Here is a 332-nt window from a genome sequence, read left to right as displayed (position 1 = left end):
CGCCTGTTCGCCTTCACCGGCGAGAACCCCGTGCAGCAGCCCGCCGCCGAGCCCGTCGCCCCCGCGACGCGTCCGGTCACGCGGGGTCTGCCCGTGGATGCCACGCCCCAGCGCCGCAGCGGGCGTCGCGTTGCCGCCGCTTCGTTCTCCGTCGGTGTCATGGGCCTCGTCGGACTCCTGACCGTAGGGATGACGATGCCGGTGAGCGCCCTCGCCTCCGCGAACGGCACGACCAACGTCGCCGCCCCCGAGACGGCTGTGACGCAGAATCTCGCGGTGGCCGGCGGCGATGCCGGGAACGGCGCCATCCAGGCCTACGTCGCTCCGGCCCA

Annotated in this window: 1 protein-coding gene; it reads left to right on the top strand. The window is 74.1% G+C overall.

The window, feature by feature from the left end; all coding sequences use genetic code 11:
• Positions 1–332 (top strand): hypothetical protein (locus R5H29_RS05455; RefSeq protein WP_332328878.1); only part of this gene is annotated, 332 nt, incomplete at both ends.

It is taken from the genome of Stenotrophomonas sp. A3_2 (assembly GCF_036624925.1).
GTDB lineage: Bacteria > Pseudomonadota > Gammaproteobacteria > Xanthomonadales > Xanthomonadaceae > Stenotrophomonas > Stenotrophomonas hibiscicola.
This window is presented reverse-complemented; position numbering and strand designations above follow the sequence as displayed.